The sequence below is a fragment of the Minwuia sp. IMCC3009 genome, from assembly GCF_029909415.1.
GTDB lineage: Bacteria > Pseudomonadota > Alphaproteobacteria > Minwuiales > Minwuiaceae > Minwuia.
Genome location: NZ_CP123781.1, coordinates 2445527 through 2461112, shown reverse-complemented (window position 1 = coordinate 2461112; position 15586 = coordinate 2445527). Strand labels below are relative to the sequence as shown.

Annotated in this window: 15 protein-coding genes; 12 read left to right on the top strand and 3 right to left on the bottom strand. The window is 64.1% G+C overall.

The window, feature by feature from the left end; translation table 11 throughout:
* Nucleotides 1–87: 87 nt before the first annotated feature.
* From QGV55_RS11560 to QGV55_RS11550, 3 genes are read right to left on the bottom strand one after another with little or no spacing between them, the layout of a single operon-like run.
* On the bottom strand, nucleotides 88–885 hold the full coding sequence (locus tag QGV55_RS11560) for a phytanoyl-CoA dioxygenase family protein (RefSeq protein WP_281016659.1): 798 nt from the start codon (nucleotides 883–885) through the stop codon (nucleotides 88–90).
* Between the two features lie 34 nt (nucleotides 886–919).
* Nucleotides 920–1954, bottom strand: coding sequence for an SDR family oxidoreductase (locus QGV55_RS11555; protein ID WP_281016660.1), 1035 nt, complete (start codon nucleotides 1952–1954; stop codon nucleotides 920–922).
* A gap of 2 nt (nucleotides 1955–1956) precedes the next feature.
* Nucleotides 1957–3282: an aspartate aminotransferase family protein gene (locus tag QGV55_RS11550; protein ID WP_281016661.1), complete on the bottom strand. Its 1326-nt coding sequence runs from the start codon at nucleotides 3280–3282 to the stop codon at nucleotides 1957–1959.
* Nucleotides 3283–3423: 141 nt separating this feature from the next.
* On the opposite strand from QGV55_RS11550, the gene QGV55_RS11545 reads away from it, so the two are divergent.
* The 12 genes from QGV55_RS11545 (at nucleotide 3424) to QGV55_RS11490 (ending at nucleotide 15574) form a co-directional block, all read left to right on the top strand.
* A complete protein-coding gene (locus QGV55_RS11545) occupies nucleotides 3424–4275 on the top strand; it encodes a fumarylacetoacetate hydrolase family protein (protein WP_281016662.1) in 852 nt (283 codons plus the stop codon).
* A 9-nt stretch (nucleotides 4276–4284) separates the two neighbouring features.
* Nucleotides 4285–5004 (top strand): hypothetical protein, encoded by a 720-nt coding sequence (locus tag QGV55_RS11540; RefSeq protein ID WP_281016663.1) that lies wholly within the window; start codon nucleotides 4285–4287, stop codon nucleotides 5002–5004.
* A 47-nt stretch (nucleotides 5005–5051) separates the two neighbouring features.
* Nucleotides 5052–6101: an enoyl-CoA hydratase/isomerase family protein gene (locus QGV55_RS11535; protein WP_281016664.1), complete on the top strand. Its 1050-nt coding sequence runs from the start codon at nucleotides 5052–5054 to the stop codon at nucleotides 6099–6101.
* Between the two features lie 170 nt (nucleotides 6102–6271).
* A complete protein-coding gene (locus QGV55_RS11530) occupies nucleotides 6272–7066 on the top strand; it encodes a fumarylacetoacetate hydrolase family protein (RefSeq protein WP_281016665.1) in 795 nt (264 codons plus the stop codon).
* Between the two features lie 55 nt (nucleotides 7067–7121).
* The gene (locus tag QGV55_RS11525) at nucleotides 7122–8537 is read left to right on the top strand and encodes a deoxyribodipyrimidine photo-lyase (RefSeq protein ID WP_281016666.1); all 1416 of its coding nucleotides are present in this window, start codon (nucleotides 7122–7124) and stop codon (nucleotides 8535–8537) included.
* An 84-nt stretch (nucleotides 8538–8621) separates the two neighbouring features.
* Nucleotides 8622–10433 (top strand): ATP-binding protein, encoded by a 1812-nt coding sequence (locus QGV55_RS11520; RefSeq protein ID WP_281016667.1) that lies wholly within the window; start codon nucleotides 8622–8624, stop codon nucleotides 10431–10433.
* Between the two features lie 33 nt (nucleotides 10434–10466).
* Nucleotides 10467–10781 carry a cupin gene (locus QGV55_RS11515; protein WP_348637611.1) on the top strand — a complete coding sequence of 105 codons (315 nt, stop codon included), beginning with the start codon at nucleotides 10467–10469 and terminating at the stop codon, nucleotides 10779–10781.
* A gap of 97 nt (nucleotides 10782–10878) precedes the next feature.
* Nucleotides 10879–11880 carry a cysteine synthase A gene (locus QGV55_RS11510; protein WP_281016669.1) on the top strand — a complete coding sequence of 334 codons (1002 nt, stop codon included), beginning with the start codon at nucleotides 10879–10881 and terminating at the stop codon, nucleotides 11878–11880.
* A gap of 37 nt (nucleotides 11881–11917) precedes the next feature.
* Nucleotides 11918–12631 carry an alanyl-tRNA editing protein gene (locus QGV55_RS11505; protein WP_281016670.1) on the top strand — a complete coding sequence of 238 codons (714 nt, stop codon included), beginning with the start codon at nucleotides 11918–11920 and terminating at the stop codon, nucleotides 12629–12631.
* Between the two features lie 41 nt (nucleotides 12632–12672).
* Complete coding sequence (gene sseA / locus QGV55_RS11500; protein WP_281016671.1) at nucleotides 12673–13521, top strand: 3-mercaptopyruvate sulfurtransferase; 849 nt, start codon at nucleotides 12673–12675, stop codon at nucleotides 13519–13521.
* Nucleotides 13522–13526: 5 nt separating this feature from the next.
* Nucleotides 13527–14072: a GNAT family N-acetyltransferase gene (locus QGV55_RS11495; protein WP_281016672.1), complete on the top strand. Its 546-nt coding sequence runs from the start codon at nucleotides 13527–13529 to the stop codon at nucleotides 14070–14072.
* Nucleotides 14069–15574 carry a UbiD family decarboxylase gene (locus QGV55_RS11490; protein WP_281016673.1) on the top strand — a complete coding sequence of 502 codons (1506 nt, stop codon included), beginning with the start codon at nucleotides 14069–14071 and terminating at the stop codon, nucleotides 15572–15574. The genes QGV55_RS11495 and QGV55_RS11490 overlap by 4 nt, the downstream gene beginning before the upstream one ends.
* The last annotated feature ends 12 nt before the right edge of the window (nucleotides 15575–15586 follow it).

The window sequence follows — 15586 nt, the reverse complement described above, 5'->3', positions numbered from 1 at the left end:
GGAGTCCGAGCGGCACCGCTGGGTCGCCGGATCAGGTCCGGCGGTAACGTCTGGTGGGGAGGCGATTCACGTACGGCCTGCTCTTGCTCACCGCGTCCAGACCACCGGATACTGGTCACTGGCCAGGTCGTCGCCGGTCTTGAGGGTGGGGTTGCGCAGGCCCGCGTTGGGGCCGGGGCCGCCGAAGTAGGTGGCGTCATCGCCGCAGTAGCGCACGGTATAGCCACGTCGGCGGCGGTCGAGACGGTGGTTGCCGCCTGCGCCATGCACCGCCATGGCGTGAAAGGCGATGACATCCCCCGGCTGCATGTCCCAGCCGATCAGATTGTAGGCGTCGCGATTGGCGTCGATGTCGGGAATATCCTCGTAGTTCTCGCCGCGTTCGTATTCGGCTCCGCCGGGGGCGAAGGGTTCGGGCTGGAACCAGCGTTCCCAGTTGTGCGAACCGGCAACGAACTCCAGACGGCCCGAATCTGCCGTCACCTCGTCCAGCGCCAGCCAGAAGCTCATGACCTGTCGCCCGCGCACGGGCCAGTAGGGCTGGTCATTGTGCCAGCGCGTCGGATGGTCGGAGCCTTCCTCCTTCACGAACAGCTGGTCATAGAACAGGGTGATGCGCTTCGCCCCCATCAGTTCGGCGGCCAGTGCGGGCAGGGGCGAGTCGAAGCAATAGTCGTGGAAGGCGGGGTCATTCTCCCAGATCCGCATGTTGCCGTGAAACCGGCGACCATTGTCCAGCGTGTAGCCGTGGCAGAAGGGACCGGGCTCGGCGATGTCCCGTTCGATCGCCTCCCGGATCCTTGCCACCCAGTCGCTGGAGATGACGCCGGGCAACAGCACGGCACCGTCGCGCCGGAAGGTCTCGATGGTTTCTGCTGGCAACATTTTCCGGTCCTCCCAAACCGTTGCGCCGATCAGGCTACCGCTTCTTCACCGGCGGCTTGCCATAGGCGTAGATCATCTTTTCTCTCAGCATCCAGTCATAAGCGTCAGAGATCGCAGTATGCAGGGTCGATGGCTCATAGCCCAGTTCGTCGATGGCCCTGGTGGACGTGATGCGGACGCGTGCCGTCACCATGGCAACCGCTTCCGGCGTGATCTGGGGAGGTTTCGCCGTGGCGGCGGAGATTACCCCCTCGACCTTGCCCATCATGCGCATCATCCAGGCTGGCACCGTGCGTTTCGGGCGCTTCTTCTGCTGCGCCATGTCAGCGACGGTCTGCACGAATTCGAGGAACGTCGCGTCGGGACCGCCGAGCAGGTAGTTCGCCCCCGTCCTGCCCTTGTCCACCGCTGCGATATGGGCGCGGGCGACAGCCTGCCCGTGCGCGAAGCTGCCTGCCCCGGGGGGGACGCCGGGCAGCTTGCCGACAGCCGCCATCATGATCAGCTGCGCCCAGTTCTGCCGGTCGAAACGACCGACGATGTGCGACGGATTCAGGATCACGGCATCCAGACCGCGTTCCGCCACCGCACGCCGGATCACCTCCTCCGCCGCGAACTTCGACCGGTTGTAGTTGATCCACGACGAGCCGCCGGTCTGCGGCGTGTCCTCCGTGACCTCGCCGGAGGACCAGTCATAGACGTTCCAGGTGGAGGTATGGATGAACCGCTTCGCCCCGTTCTTCAGCGCCGCATCGACCACATTCTCCGTGCCGTCGATGTTGATCTGGTTCTGCATCGGGGCCTGCCGTCGCCAGACCGAGGTCATGGCGGCGGTGTGAAACACGGCATCGCAGTCCTTCGGCACGGCGGCCTCCAGACTGTCCGGATCCAGCAGGTCGCCGGTCACCTGCGTTACCGGATAGCGGTCGAGATCGCGGTGGCGCAGCTTCTCCCGCCGCAGCGCCGTCACGTGCCAGTCCGCCGCCAGCAACTGTTCGACCAGGTTGAGGCCCAGAAAGCCGGTCGCGCCGGTGACAAAGGCGCGGCGTTGGGGCGACCCGTCAGCCATGGTCAGTCGAGGTCATTCAGCACGTCGCGGACCAGATCCATCAGTTCGTCGATCTGTTCCTTGCTGATGATGAAGGGCGGTGAAAGGGCAATGATGTCGCCGGTCACCCGCACCATGGCACCCTTCTCGAACGCCTTGATCATCGCCTCGAAGCCGCGTTTGCCTGGCTCGCCGTCCCGTGCGGAGATCTCGATGGCGCCGACCAGACCGATGTTGCGGATGTCGATGACATTCTTCGCGTCGGCGAGGGCGTGCAGCTTCTCTTCCCAGTAGCTCTCCAGCCCGGCGACGCGGTCGAACAGCTTCTCCTCCTGATAGATCTCCAGCGCGGCGATACCGGCGGCGCAGGCCATCGGGTGGGCGGAGTAGGTGTAGCCGTGAAACAGCTCGATGGCGTGCTCCGGCCCGGTCATGAAGGCGTCATAGATGCTGTCGCTTGCGGCGACGGCACCCATGGGCACGGCGGCGTTGGTCAGGCCCTTTGCCATGGTCATCATGTCCGGCACGACGCCAAAGCGGTCAGCCGCGAAGTTGGTGCCGAGACGCCCGAAACCGCTGATCACCTCATCGAAGATCAGCAGGATGCCGTACTTGTCGCAGATCGCACGCAGCCGCTGCAGATAGCCCTTCGGCGGGACCAGAACGCCGGTCGATCCCGACATGGGTTCGACGATCACCGCCGCGATGGTGGACGGGTCATGCAACTGCACGATCCGCTCCAGATCGTCGGCCAGTTCCGCGCCATGTTCGGGCTGCCCCTTGGCGAAGCTGTTCTGCTCCGGCAGGTGGGTATGCGGCAGGTGATCGACGCCGTTCAGCAGGGAGCCGAAATACATCCGGTTCTTGACGATGCCGCCAACGGAAATGCCGCCGAAGCCGACCCCGTGGTAGCCGCGTTCCCGCCCGATCAGGCGGGTCCGGGTGCCGTCCCCGCGGGCGCGGTGATAGGCGATGGCGATCTTCAGCGCGGTATCGACCGCCTCCGACCCCGAGTTCGTGAAGAAGATCCGGTTCAGCGGATCTGGCGTCAGGGCGCTGATCCGGTTCGCCAGATCGAACGCTGCCGGGTTCGCGTACTGGAACGAGGGCGCGAAATCGAGCGTGTTGGCCGAGTTGGTGATCGCATCCACGATCTTCTGCCGACCGTGCCCGGCGTTGACGCACCAGAGGCCGGCGGAACCGTCGAGAATCTGCCGACCGTCCGCGGAAGTGTAGTGCATGTCCTTGGCGGAGACGAGCAGACGCGGTTCCTTCTTGAACTGGCGATTCGGGGTGAAGGGCAGCCAGAAGGACTCGAGGTCATTCGGGATCGGATGGGCATAGGTCATGGCAGGCGCTCCCCCGGCGGTCGGTACATGGTTCGGTCTCGCAGATGCTAGCAAGCCGGGGCGCAAATGGCACTGGCGAAACACGGACCCATTCTCTAGGTTTCCGGCGGGACCGAAACGACATTCCTGGGAGGGGCAATCATGCGGTTGATGACTTTCGAACAGGCTGGCAAGACCAGCTATGGCGTTGCCACCGAACAGGGGGTGATCGATCTGGGCAGCCGGATCGGTGCCGAGTATCCGACCCTGCTGTCCCTGATCGAGGGAAAGGGGCAGGCAGCGGCCGAGAAGGCCGCCAGTGGCCAGGGCGATGATTTCGCCCAGTCGGACGTGACCTTCCTGCCGGTCATCCCGCGTCCCAACAAGATCATCTGCGTCGGCCTGAATTACGAGGATCATCGCATCGAGACCGGGCGTCAGCCGTCCGGTTACCCGGTGCTGTTCCCGCGCTACGCCAACTGCCAGGTCGGGCATGGGCAGGCGATGGTGAAGCCGCGCAACTCCGACCGTTTCGACTATGAGGGCGAGATGGCGGTCATCATCGGCACGCCGGGGCGGCACATTTCGCAGGCCGACTCGCTGAACCATGTCGCGGGCTATTCCTGCTACAACGACGGCTCGGTCCGTGACTTCCAGGGCCATACGCACCAGTTCCTGCCGGGCAAGAACTTCACGGCTACCGGCGCGTTCGGTCCCTGGATGGTGACGTCGGACGAGATCACCGATCCCTCCACCCTGACACTGACGACCCGCCTGAATGGCGAGGTCATGCAGCATGCCGACACGGATCACATGATCTTCAACGTGCCGTTCCTGATCGAGTACATCAGCAGCTTCATGGCGCTGGAAGCAGGTGATGTCATTGTCAGCGGTACGCCGGGCGGTGTCGGCGACCGGCGCAATCCGCCTGTCTACATGAAGGATGGCGATACGACGGAGGTCGAGATCACCGGCATCGGCACGCTGGTCAATCCTGTGGTGAACGAGGGCTGAGGCGGACAAGTGACCCTAGCGAAGCCAATCATCGGGGTACTGCTTTCCCTGCTGACGGGTGCCTTCCTGATGATCTCGCCTCTGACGGTCTCTCCGGCCAGGGCGCAGTATGATGACCCCTGCCGCAATCCGCGTGAACTGCCAACGGTGATCGTGGAGGTCGAGGCGCGGACGGAGCGGACAAGTGCCCGCTTCACGGCGGACGAACTGCACCAGTACGCCGACCGGCAGGATCCGCTGCCGGTCGGCTATCGGCATTTCGGATTTACCGAAATGGCGCGGGAGATCAGGACCAAGGCGCAGGTTCGTTCCGGCACGGATGAATACAAGAACTTCTGCTTCTCGCCGGAGACGATCACGGTGACGGTCAAGGTCGCGCCCGTGATGTATGTGCCGGGCGAGTACCCGCGGACCAGTTGTCCGGCGGGGGCCGTGCGGGTGCACGAACTGCTGCATCTGCAGGTTCACGAGGACGCGCTGCAGGAACTGCCGGGCAGGATCGAACGCGCGCTGGAGCTTGAGCGCGAGTTGCGGATCACCCGCAAGGCCCGGGACAAGCGTCATGCGATCAGTCTGGTCCGGGACCTGTCCCTGGAAGTGGCGGAACGCACCGCCAGGGAACTGGACGAGGAATACCGCATCAGGCATCTGGAACTGGACTCGCCGCAGAGCTATCGCGCCAATCTGGGCATCTGCGGAGAAGCCGAATGGGCCGGCCTGATGGATTGAGCAGGGCGTGAAATGCGCCATGCGCCGGGATGGGGAGAGAACCGGAAATGGACCAGGAAATTGAATTCGGCAGGAAGGGCGGTCTGGCCACCGTCCTGTTGAACCGGCCGAAGGCCCTCAACGCGCTGACGCACGAGATGTGCGTGGAGCTGCATGCGCGGCTGAAGCAATGGCGGACCGATGACTCGGTTCAGGCCGTTGTGGTTCAGGGGGCAGGGGACCGGGCGTTCTGCGCCGGTGGCGACATTCGCAAGCTGTATGACGAAGGCCGTGCCGGGGGACAGTACCCGTATGACTTCTACCATGATGAGTATCGGCTGAACGTCGATATCCACTACTTCCCGAAGCCCTGGATTTCCCTGCTGGACGGGATCGTGATGGGCGGCGGTTGCGGGGTGTCGATACCGGGCAGCCATCGTGTGGCCACGGAACGGGTGACCTTCGCCATGCCGGAAACGGGGATTGGCCTGTTCCCCGATGTCGGTGGTTCCTTCTTTCTTTCCCGTGCGCCCGGGCATGTGGGGACATGGCTGGCACTGACCGGCGCGCGGCTGAAGGCTGCCGACAGCCTGCACGCGGGCGTCGCCGATGCCTGCGTCGCTTCCGAACGTCAGGATGAACTGATCGATGCGCTGGCGGGCGCTGAAATCGCCAGCCATGACGACGCGACGACCGTGATCGCCGGATTTGCTTCCGAACCGGGAGACTCCGACCTGGCGGCGCGGCGAGCCGATCTTGACCGTCTGTTTGCGGGTGACAGTGTGGAGGAGATCCTCGACGCGCTTGATGCCGACGGTGGGGAGTGGGCCGCGAAGCAGGCTTCGATCATGCGCACCAAATCGCCGACGTCGCTGAAGATCGCCTTCCGGCAGGTCCGCGATGGCGGGACCAGGGATTTCCGCGAATGCATGAAGATGGAATGGCGCATGGTGAACCGCGTCATCGCCGGACATGACTTCTACGAAGGCACCCGTGCGACCGTCATCGACAAGGATCAGTCACCGGCCTGGCAGCCCGCGACACTGTCCGAGATCGATGCCGCGACCGTCGAAGGCTATTTCGCACCGCTGCCGGACGGCGACCTGACGTTCGATTGACCCGGAATCCTGCGCCGCGGGGGCGCAAGCGCGGCCAACGGCGTCTTGTCACATCCCATTGCGGGTGGTCTGCACAATGCCTAGGTTGAGGTTTCCCCATACAGCAGCCTGACTCGCCAGCGACGTTTGCGAACGGTCGGGCTTGCCTTGAACTGGTGCAGGAGTACCACATGAGCGATGCGATGACGAGCGAGCAGGCCGCGCTCTGGCTTGACGACATGCACACCCGACTGGCGCGATACGAGGCGTTGCCGGAAAAACTGGCCCCGACCAGCATCGAGGCGGCCTATGCCGTGCAGGACGCCTTCGTGCGCCGCATGCAGATGCGTGGCCTGAAGCCTCTGGGCGCGAAGATTGCGCTGTCCTCCCCTCAGATGCAGGAGATGGTGGGTATCGACCGTCCCGTCGGAGGAACGATTGTCGGCGCTGAGCTGCTGCACTCACCTGCCCGGATCCGCGCTTCCCAGCTCGGCCGTGTCTGCATCGAGTGTGAGGTCGCCGTTCGTCTGGGATCGACGCTCGAAGCCGGCGGTGCGCCGTTCAGTGAAGAGACCATCTACAACTCCGTCGATGCCTGCGCCGCAGCCTTCGAAATCGCGGACGACCGCAATGCGGATTACGCGAAGCTGGATGCGCTGAACCTGATAGCCGACAACGCCTGGAACGCCGGGATCATCCTGGGGCCGGTGGTCACTGATTTCGACGCTGCGACCCTGGCCGATGCCACGGCGGAACTGCACATGAACGGGGAGAAGGTCGGTGAGGGCAAGGGCTCCGACGCGCTCGGCCATCCGTTCAACAGCCTTCGGGTTCTGGCGGACGAGCTGACGGCGCAGGGACGTTCCCTGAAGGCCGGTGACTGGGTCCTGACCGGCACCGTGATCCGCACCTGGTTCCCTGACGTAGGTTCATCACTGACCTACAGCCACAGTGTGCTGGGGGATGTCAGCGCGGAAATCGTCTGACCGATTGGCCGCCTGATTGATCATCGGGGGGCGTGTGTCCGAAAAACCTGTTCTTGTGTGGTTTCGCCAGGATCTTCGGCTGGCTGACAATCCGGCCCTGACCGCGGCTGTCAGCACCGGCGCGCCTGTCATTCCGGTCTTCGTGCTGGATGACAGTGGTGCCGGGGACTGGCGACCGGGTGGTGCCTCCCGCTGGTGGCTGCACCATTCGCTTGCGGATCTGGACGAGAGTCTGCGGGGGAAGGGCAGTCGGCTTGTGCTGCGGTCCGGCGCGTCAGGTCAGGCCATCCGGGACCTGGTGCGGGAGACCGGCGCGGATACCGTCCTCTGGAACCGCCTCTACGAACCTCTGGCGATCCGCCGCGACACGGCACTCAAGTCGGACCTTAAGGATGCCGGTGTGGCCGTGGAGAGTTTCCCCGGCAACCTGGCCTTCGAACCCTGGACGATCCGTACCGGTGACGATGGTCCCTATCGCGTGTTTTCGCCCTTCATGAAGGCCTGCCTGCGCAAGGGTGCGCCGGACCAGCCTCTCACCACACCTGACGCACTGACGGCCCCGGAGAACTGGCCCGCCAGCGATGAGCTGGAAGGGTGGGCGCTGCAGCCGACGACACCGGACTGGGCGGGTGGCCTGAGAGAGCGCTGGACACCCGGCGAGACCGGCGCCCGCAGACGCTTCGGGGCGTTCCTGGATGATGCGCTCGACAACTATGCGAAGGCACGCGACCAGATGGCGGGCGAAACCACGTCGCGGCTTTCCCCGCACCTGCATTTCGGCGAGATCAGTGTCCGGTCGATATGGCAGACCCTCGATCACCGGGAAGCCGAAGGTGCCCGGTCCGTCGGAAAGTTCCGCGCGGAACTGATATGGCGCGAATTCGCCCATCACCTGCTGTTTCACTATCCGACACTGCCGGAGAAGAACTGGCGTGAGTCCTTCGATGCCTTTCCCTGGGTCGATGATCCGGAGGCCCTGAAGGCCTGGCAGAGCGGGCAGACCGGCTATCCGCTGGTTGATGCGGGCATGCGCGAACTCTGGGTCAGCGGCTATATGCACAATCGGGTGCGGATGGTCGTGGCATCCTTCCTGATCAAGCATCTCGCGATCCACTGGCGTCATGGTGCGGACTGGTTCTGGGACACGCTCGTCGATGCCGATCTGGCGAACAATGCGGCGAGCTGGCAATGGGTTGCCGGTTCCGGCGCGGATGCCGCCCCCTATTTCCGCATTTTCAATCCCGTGCGGCAGGGGCAGCAGTTCGATGCCGATGGTGCCTATGTCCGCCGTTGGCTGCCCGTACTGCAGGATCTGCCCGACAGGTACCTTCACGCCCCCTGGACCGCGCCTGATGCCGTGCTCCGGGACGCGGGTGTGAAACTGGGCGAGAACTATCCGAGGCCGGTCGTGGATCACGCCGAGGCGCGGGCGCGCGCGCTGGCCGGGTACGAGAGAGTTAAGGCGCTGTAATAAAATCGTAATTAGCAAAAGCTTAATTTTGCACCGTCACGATGCCCCGGCTTATGTTCCAGGCCGGAGAGCAGGGGAAGATCGGTGCCGAATTTCGTTGCTGCGATCCGACAGTTCATGGGCGTGTCTGCGGCCTTTTCCGCTTACGTGCGTCGCCACCCCGTGAGTTATGCCCTTCTCTCCGGTCTCGCGACCTCGATGCTGGTGTTCGCAAGCAGCAGCTTCACTGAACTCTCCCATGACAGTGCCTGGCTGCTGATGGCGACCACAGGGACCGCCGCCGCGATCGCGGTGCTGGGTGCTGCGACGCCGTTCGGGCGCACTGGCAGCAGAACGGGCAGACTGCGGGAGCAGGCGGTCGGGCAGAACATCTCGAGAGTGATGGAATCACTGGATGACGGCCTTTTTCTGTTTGATGCCGAAGAACGGCTGATCACCTGCAATGACATTGCCCGCCAGATATTTCCTGAAGTGACACAACGACAGGGATCTGGCGGCCTGATGGACCTTGGCGATCTGGCAAACATGGTCGCAGCCCACAATGGACGGAGCGAAAGCGGTGTGATCGGCCTTGATCTGGCCGGGTCGGTCCTGCATCTGCTGCGCAAGCAGGGGGCGGCAGAGATGCTGAGCATTCGTGGGTCGGAATGGTACCGGGTCACGGCCCGGCAGACCGAGGATGGCAGCCACCTGATCGTCTTCTCGGACATGACCGAGTTCGTGGACCGGGGTCTGAAGCTGAAGGAGAGTGAGGCGCGCTTCGAGCGTCTGGCCGAGCATCTTCCGGGCGCGATCCTGCGCCGGCTGGAACTGGCGAACGGCAGCTTCATCTTCGACTACCGGAACGGCGGCATCCGCGATCTGACCGGACTGGAGCCGGACCATTTCGTCGGTGACCTCGCGAACCTGCTGCGACAGGTTCATCCTGAAGACAGGGAGGAGGTCAGGCAACGGTTCGAACTGGGTGACAGGTCTCAGGCTTCCTGGAACATGGAGTTCAGGATCCTGCACGCGCGCCGGTCGGCGACATGGGTATCCCTGACCATGCGGGCACGGCTGAACAGGATCGGGCGGGCTGTCTTCGAGGGGATCCTGCTCGACATCACCGAACGCAAGCAGGTGGAGCAGACGATACGTCGTGCGCAGGAGGAGGCCGAGAAGGGCAGTCAGGCGAAAACCAATTTCCTTGCCAACATGAGCCATGAACTCCGGACACCGCTGAACGCGGTCATTGGCTTCTCGGAGATGATGATGCATCAGACGCTGGGGCCCCTGAATCCGCCGAAGTACCGCGAATATGCCGGCGACATTCGGGGTGCTGCCGTTCATCTGCTGGATCTGATCTCCGACATCCTCGACCTGTCGCGGCACGAAGCGGGCCAGTTCGAACTGCGCGAGACCACGCTGGATGCCAATGAACTACTGCGGGAATGCGAAAGGTACTTCAGTGCCCGGGCGCAACAGCGGGGAATGGCGTTTCGTGTCTGCCTCTCGAAGGAACCGGTCATGCTGCGGGTGGACCATCTCAGAATACGCCAGATCATGCTGAACCTGATCTCGAACGCCATGAAGTTCACGGATGATGGAGGCTCGATCCTGATCGATGTGCGCCTTGATCCGTCCGGACCGCAACTGCGGGTCCAGGATTCGGGAATTGGCATGGACAAGTCCCAGATCGCGAAGGCGTTCGAACCCTTCGGGCGGGTGGAGTCCCAGCTCACCGCAGGACGCGAGGGGACCGGTCTCGGCCTGCCGCTCTCCGCCGTGCTTGCCGAGCGGCATGATGGCGAACTGCTGCTGGAGAGCGAGCCGGGCAAGGGCACACTTGCCATCCTCCAGCTTCCCGATCATCGTCTGCTCCGGAAAAGGCCGCGCGGCATTCGCGCATGCGCATGAAGGCGTTGTTGCCCCCATCCGGAGTTTCGTCCGTTGCGAGTGATCCGACCGAATGAGTACACGGGCGAGAGTGCCTGGGATGCGCTGGACATCGAGAAGTTCGACACCGCAACCGTGCGCCTGCACTGGACCGATCAGCCCTACATCTGGCACGTCAACGACGGGCCGGAAGTGTTCGTGGTGGTGGATGGCCGGGTCGACATGAAGGTGCGCGACGCAAGCGGCACGGTCACTGTCCATCGTCTGGAGCCGGGCGACATTTTCCACGCCCAGGCCGGGGACGAGCATGTCGCTCATCCGCTGGGGGGCGCGCGGGTGCTGGTCGTGGAGCGTGCGGGCAGTATCTGAACTTCCCGCCCGACCGTTCCCTGTCCGCTTTACCTTCCCTGTAGTCTGTCCTAAATCCCGTAGGAGTTCGCGCTTCATGGAATTGTACGAGAAAAAAATGGATATCAGACAAGGCTTCGTCGGGTCGATTGGAAATACACCGCTGATCCGTCTCAACAGGGCATCCGAGGAGACCGGGTGCGAGATCCTGGGCAAGGCGGAATTCCTCAATCCCGGCGGATCGGTGAAGGACCGGGCGGCGCTGGCGATCATCAACGACGCGGAAAAGCGTGGCCTGCTGAAGCCGGGCGGCGTGATTGTCGAGGGCACGGCGGGCAATACCGGCATTGGCCTGGCACTGGTCGCCGCGGCCCGGGGCTACAAGTGTGTCATCGTCATTCCCGAGACCCAGAGCGACGAGAAGAAGGACATGCTGCGGATCTGCGGCGCCGACCTGCGCGAAGTTCCCGCCGTTCCCTATCGTGACCCGAACAACTACGTGAAATATTCCGGGCGCCTGGCGGAGGAGATCGCGGCCAGCAACCCCAACGGGGCCATCTGGGCCAACCAGTTCGACAATGTTGCCAACCGCCAGGGTCACATCGACACCACGGGTCCGGAGATCTGGGAACAGACGGACGGCAAGGTCGACGGCTTCATCTGTGCCGTAGGTACGGGCGGCACGCTGGCTGGTGTCGCCATGGCGCTGAAGGAACGCAATCGGCACGTGAAGATCGGTCTGGCCGATCCGCATGGCGCGGCCCTGTGGCACTATTATGCCCACGGCGAGCTGAAGTCCGAGGGCGGATCGATCACCGAAGGCATTGGTCAGGGGCGCATCACCGCCAATCTGGAGGGGCTGTCGGTCGATCATCCGTACCGCATCGGGGACGAGGAAGTGGTGCGGACAACCTTCGACCTGGCGCAGCACGAAGGACTGATCCTCGGCGGGTCCAGCGGCATCAATGTGGCAGGCGCCATCCGGCTGGCGCGGGAGCTTGGCCCCGGCCACACCATCGTCACCATCCTCTGTGACGGCGGGCAGCGGTACTTCAGCCGCCTCTACAATCCGGCCTTCCTGAAGGAGAAAGGCTTGCCGACCCCGCCCTGGTTGGACTAATTCCGGGGGCTGACGCAATTCCGTGCGGGAGCCCCTGATGACCGACGCCCTGTTTCGCGACGATGCCTATATGAAATCGTGTGACGCGACCGTGCTGGCGGTGACGGAGCGGGGCGGCGTGGTGCTCGACCGGACCATCTTCTATCCGACCGGCGGCGGGCAGCCCGGTGACAGCGGCACCATGCGCTGCACCGACGGCACTTCCATCCGCATTGCCACCACCGTGAAGGGCGAGACGCCTGACGGGATCGTGCATGTTCCGGCGGAAGGGGAAGCATTGCCCGAGGTCGGTTCGGCGGTGACGCTGGAACTCGACTGGGACCGCCGCCACGCGCACATGCGCATGCATACCTGCCTGCATCTGCTTTCCGCCGTCCTGACCTATCCCGTCACGGGTGGTCAGGTGGGCGCGGAGAAGAGCCGTCTGGACTTCGACATTCCGGAGGCGGTTCTGGACAAGGACGAGATCACCGCGAAACTGAACGAACTGGTCGCGCGCGACGCGCCGGTCAGCATGCGCTGGATCACGGACGCGGAACTGGCGGCGCAGCCGGACCTGGTCAAGACCATGTCCGTGCAGCCCCCGACCGGCGCCGGGCATGTGCGGCTGATCGAGGTCGAGGGCATGGATCTTCAGCCGTGTGGCGGCACGCATGTTGCCCGCACCGGCGAGATCGGTGCCGTGGAAGTACGCAAGATCGAGAAGAAGGGCCGGCAGAACCGGCGCGTCAGTATCCAGTTCGCGTCCTGAACAGCGACAACGACAGGCAACAATCCAGCAGGGGCCAAACAATGGGCTATTCCAATCCGCAATCACTGGTCTCCACGGAGTGGCTGGCCCGGCATATCGATGCACCCGATGTGCGCGTCGTCGATGCATCCTGGTACATGCCCCATCTGGGACGGGACCCGAAGGCAGAGTTCGCGGCGGAACATATTCCCGGTGCCGTCTTCTTCGATATCGACGAGATCGCCGATACCGACAGCGACCTGCCGCACATGCTGCCGTCGTCGGAGAAGTTCTCCTCCCGCTGCCGCAGGCTGGGCCTGGGCGACGGTGTCCGCATCGTCGTCTATGACGGTGCCGGCTGTACCGCGGCGTCAAGGGTCTGGTGGACGTTCCGCGCCTTTGGTCATGACGATGTCTCGGTGCTGGACGGGGGGCTGCCGAAGTGGAAGGCGGAGAATCGTCCGCTGGCGGATCTGCCCGACGTTCCGCGTGAACGCCACCTCTCGGCCCGTTTCAACAGCTTCCTGGTCCGCGACGTGGACCAGATGCTGGCGAACGTGAAGAGCGGGCGCGAACAGGTGCTGGATGCCCGCTCCCCCGGCCGTTTCGATGGCAGCGAGGCGGAGCCGCGGCAGGGACTGCGCGGCGGCCATATCCCCGGCAGCCTGAACACACCCTATCCGAGCCTGCTGAAGGAAGACGGAACCTTCCTGCCGCCGGAGGCCCTGAAAGAGGTCTTTGCCGCATCTGGCCTCGACATGAAGAAGCCGGTGATCACCACCTGCGGCTCCGGCGTCACTGCCTGCGTTCTGGCCCTTGCCCTGCATCTGGTCGGGCACCGCCAGGTCGCGGTCTATGACGGGTCCTGGACCGAATGGGGCGGTCGGGAAGACACGCCGGTGGAGCGGTAGGCATCATGGCGCAGGCGGATGAGGACCTGATTCCGATCACCATCACCTACCTGCGGATGGCGGCCCAGCCGACACGCCCGACACCGCCCGCGCCCGCGACACCGCATGCCATCATGCGGGCGGAGCAGCCGACGGTTCATTTCTACCGCTATCTCTACAACACGGTCGGGGAACGCTGGATCTGGACCAACCGGCGCTACATGCCGGACGAGGAGCTTGCCGCCATCATCCAGGACCGCGATGTCGAACTGATGGTGCTCTATGTGAAGGGTGTGCCTGCGGGATTTGCCGAACTCGACTTTCGCGGCCTGCCGGATGAGGCTGATCTGGCCTACTTCGGTCTGATGCCGGAGTTCATCGGGCGCAAGCTGGGGGGCTGGTTCCTGCACTGGGCTGTCAGCGAACTCTGGTCGCGCGGGCCCGAGAGCATCACCGTCAATACATGCACGAAGGATCACCCCTCCGCCCTGCCGATGTACCAGCGGATCGGATTCGTGCCCTACAGCCGTGAGGAATCGACCCTGCGGCCCCTGCCGGGTGCGTCCGCGTGACCGATCAGTCGCTGCGCGATTTCATCACCAGGCTGGAGCGCAAGGGCGATCTGGTGCGCGTCAGCGAGCCGGTCTCGACGGTGCTCGAGATGACGGAGATCCAGACCCGTCTGCTGGCGGAGGGCGGTCCGGCGGTTCTGTTCGAGAACCCGGTGAATGCCGATGGCTCTCCCGCCGCCATGCCGGTTCTGGTCAACCTGTTCGGTACGGTCGAACGGGTGGCGATGGGAATGGATCGCAGGCCCGAGGAACTTCGCAGTGTCGGCGAGATGCTGGCCTTCCTGCGTCAGCCCGAACCGCCTGCCGGGTTCCTCGATGCGCTGGACAAGCTGCCGCTGGTGAAGACGGTGATGGCAATGCGCCCGAAGACCATCGGCTACGGTCCTGTCCATGACGTGATCCAGACCGGCGACCAGATCGACCTGACGCAACTGCCGGTCCAGACCTGCTGGCCGGGGGAGCCTGCGCCGCTGATCACCTGGCCGCTGGTGGTGACGAAGGGCCCCTCCGAGGCGAAGGAGGATGACTTCAACCTCGGCATTTACCGGATGCAGGTGCTGGGGCGGAACAGGACGATCATGCGCTGGCTGAAGCACCGGGGCGGCGCGCAGCATCATCGGCGCTGGGCGGCGGAGAAGCCGGAGCCGCTGCCTGCTGCCGTGGTCATCGGTGCCGATCCGGGCACCATCCTGGCCGCCGTGACGCCGGTGCCGGATACGCTGTCCGAATATCAGTTCGCCGGGCTGCTGCGCGGTCGGAAGGTGGAACTGGTGGACTGCCAGACAGTGCCGCTGAAGGTGCCCGCCCATGCCGAGATCGTGCTGGAGGGGCACGTCAGCCTGGAAGACTACGAAGACGAAGGCCCCTACGGCGATCACACCGGCTATTACAACGCGGTCGAGAAGTTCCCGGTCTTCACGGTCAGCGCCATCACCCGGCGCAAGGACCCGATCTACCTGTCCACCTTCACCGGTCGCCCGCCCGACGAGCCGTCGGTACTGGGGGAGGCGCTGAACGATGTCTTCGTGCCGCTGCTGATCCAGCAGTTCCCGGAGATCGTCGATTTCTGGCTTCCGCCGGAGGGCTGTTCCTACCGCATCGCCGTCGTCTCCATCAAGAAGGCCTATCCGGGCCACGCCAAGCGCGTGATGCTGGGTGTCTGGTCCTATCTGCGGCAGTTCATGTACACCAAGTGGGTCATCGTCGTGGACGACGACATCAATGCCCGCGACTGGAAGGATGTGATGTGGGCCATCTCCACCCGCATGGACCCGGCCCGCGACATCACGGTGATCGAGAATACCCCCATCGACTATCTCGACTTCGCCTCACCCGAGGACGGGCTGGGATCGAAGATCGGTCTGGATGCCACCAACAAGTGGCCGCCGGAGACGAAACGGGAATGGGGCACCAAGATCCGCATGACCGATGAGGTCATCCGCACCATCGACGAGAAATGGTCCCGACTCGGCCTGCCCGGATCAGGCAAGTCGATCTGGTGAACGGCCGGGCAT

Coding starts and splice junctions, on each gene's coding strand:
- QGV55_RS11560 (WP_281016659.1), bottom strand. CDS start 885: ATGTTGCCAGCAGAAACCATCGAGACCTTCCGGCGCGACGGTGCCGTG.
- QGV55_RS11555 (WP_281016660.1), bottom strand. CDS start 1,954: ATGGCTGACGGGTCGCCCCAACGCCGCGCCTTTGTCACCGGCGCGACC.
- QGV55_RS11550 (WP_281016661.1), bottom strand. CDS start 3,282: ATGACCTATGCCCATCCGATCCCGAATGACCTCGAGTCCTTCTGGCTG.
- QGV55_RS11545 (WP_281016662.1), top strand. CDS start 3,424: ATGCGGTTGATGACTTTCGAACAGGCTGGCAAGACCAGCTATGGCGTT.
- QGV55_RS11535 (WP_281016664.1), top strand. CDS start 5,052: ATGGACCAGGAAATTGAATTCGGCAGGAAGGGCGGTCTGGCCACCGTC.
- QGV55_RS11530 (WP_281016665.1), top strand. CDS start 6,272: ATGAGCGATGCGATGACGAGCGAGCAGGCCGCGCTCTGGCTTGACGAC.
- QGV55_RS11510 (WP_281016669.1), top strand. CDS start 10,879: ATGGATATCAGACAAGGCTTCGTCGGGTCGATTGGAAATACACCGCTG.
- QGV55_RS11505 (WP_281016670.1), top strand. CDS start 11,918: ATGACCGACGCCCTGTTTCGCGACGATGCCTATATGAAATCGTGTGAC.
- sseA (WP_281016671.1), top strand. CDS start 12,673: ATGGGCTATTCCAATCCGCAATCACTGGTCTCCACGGAGTGGCTGGCC.
- QGV55_RS11495 (WP_281016672.1), top strand. CDS start 13,527: ATGGCGCAGGCGGATGAGGACCTGATTCCGATCACCATCACCTACCTG.